Origin of the sequence: Arthrobacter sp. SAFR-044 (genome assembly GCF_051965175.1) — a bacterium.
Taxonomy (GTDB): domain Bacteria; phylum Actinomycetota; class Actinomycetes; order Actinomycetales; family Micrococcaceae; genus Arthrobacter.
In genome coordinates this window covers 1-1,782 of the sequence record NZ_JBQCMK010000030.1, presented here as the reverse complement: position 1 = coordinate 1,782, position 1,782 = coordinate 1, and the positions used below count along the sequence as shown (strand labels likewise).

The following is a 1,782-nucleotide window of genomic DNA, read 5'->3' as shown; positions in this document are numbered from 1 at the left end:
GTGGGCTGGTCGGGGTCTCCGGCCTGGTTCCGGGAGAACGTGGCAAGGATCCGGCCCGAGTATGCTCCGGCTGATCCTGCTGACAGGATCTCTTACGATCCCGGGGATCAGGTCCAGTGCGATTTGTGGTTCCCGGAGGTGCGGATACCCGTCGGCGCCGGCAAGGCCAGGGTGCTGCCGGTGCTGGTGATGGTGTGTTCGCATTCGCGGTTCATCATGGCCAGGATGATCCCGTCCAGGATGACCGGGGATCTGCTGGCAGGGATGTGGGAGCTGCTCGGTGGTTTGGGTGCGGTTCCGCGGCGGTTGATCTGGGACAACGAAACCGGCATCGGCCGCAGGAACAGTTACGCCGTCGGAGTCGCGGCGTTCGCCGGGGTCTTGGCCACCCGGATCGTTCAGGTCAAACCCTACGACCCGGAAACCAAGGGCGTGGTCGAGCGGGCCAACCAGTTCCTGGAGACCTCGTTCCTGCCGGGCCGGGTCTTCACCTCAGCGGAAGACTTCAACAACCAGCTTGCGCAGTGGCTGCCGAAGGCCAACGCCCGGCTGGTCCGCCGGACCGGTGCCAGGCCGTCGGAGCTGATCGCCACGGACAAGGCGGCCATGCTGGCGCTGCCACCGGTTCCACCGGTCACCGGGTTCACCGCCCGGGTCCGGCTCCCGCGGGACTACTACGTCAGGATGGGATCCAACGACTACTCGGTGCACCCGCAGGCCATCGGCAGGTTCGTTGACGTCACCGCCGACCTGGAAACCGTCACCATCAGCCTGGACGGCAGAACCGTCGGGACCCATGCCAGGTCCTGGGGCACCGGGCTCACGGTCACCGACCCGGACCACGTCCAGGCAGCGCTCACGCTGCGGAAGGCCTTCCAAAACCCGGCACCGCCGGCAGAGACTGCCGGGGTGCGGGACCTGGCCGACTACGACCGGGCCTTCGGTGTTGTCCTCGATGAGGGGCAGGTCGCCTGATGCCCGCGGCCAAGGAAACCACCAGCCAGATCGAGTACTACTCCCGGGCGATGAAAGCACCCCGGATCCGTGAAGCAGCAGCCAGGCTTGCGGACCAGGCCCGCGACGGGGGTTGGAGCCACGGGGAATACCTCGCCGCTGTGCTGTCGCGGGAAGTGGCCGCCCGGGAAGCCTCCGGCGCCGAGCTCAGGGCCCGGGCTGCCGGTTTCCCGGCCCGGAAATCACTCGAGGACTTCAACTTCGATCACCAGCCCGGCCTCAAACGTGACACGATCGCGCACCTGGCCACCGGCGCGTTCCTCACCGAAGCGTCCAACATCGTCCTGCTCGGGCCGCCCGGCACCGGCAAAACACACCTCGCCACCGGGCTGGGCCTGCGGGCCACCCAGCTCGGGCACCGGGTCCTGTTCGCCACAGCCATCGACTGGGTCGCCCGGCTCCAAAGCGCCCACCAGAACGGCAGGCTGCCTCAGGAACTGGTCAGGCTGCGCCGCTACGGACTGATCATCGTGGACGAAGTCGGCTACATCCCGTTCGAGCAGGACGCCGCGAACCTGTTCTTCCAACTGGTCTCGTCCCGCTACGAACACGCCTCGCTGATCCTGACCTCGAACCTGCCGTTCGCCCGCTGGGGCGACGTGTTCGGGGACCAAGTCGTAGCCTCGGCCATGATCGACCGCATCGTCCACCACGCCGAAGTCATCACCCTCAAAGGATCCAGCTACCGCCTCAAACACACACAGGTCGACTCGCTGCCCTCGACAAGACCAGAAAATACGGCAGAATAACCAGCGTCAAAGTGGCTCA

At 66.4% G+C, this 1,782-nt stretch carries 2 protein-coding genes; both read left to right on the top strand.

Annotated elements, in window-relative coordinates:
- Nucleotides 1–975, top strand: a 975-nt coding sequence (locus ACTHQS_RS20980; protein ID WP_440172724.1) for an IS21/IS408/IS1162 family transposase, incomplete at its 5' end; no start/stop codon positions are given.
- Nucleotides 975–1,763, top strand: a complete 789-nt coding sequence (gene istB, locus ACTHQS_RS20975; protein WP_440172722.1) for an IS21-like element helper ATPase IstB — start codon at nucleotides 975–977, stop codon at nucleotides 1,761–1,763. The genes ACTHQS_RS20980 and istB, both read left to right, overlap by 1 nt.
- Nucleotides 1,764–1,782 lie beyond the last annotated feature (19 nt).

Bases quoted from the DNA above. Each gene is read 5' to 3' on its own strand.
- istB (WP_440172722.1), top strand. From the start codon at position 975: ATGCCCGCGGCCAAGGAAACCACCAGCCAGATCGAGTACTACTCCCGG.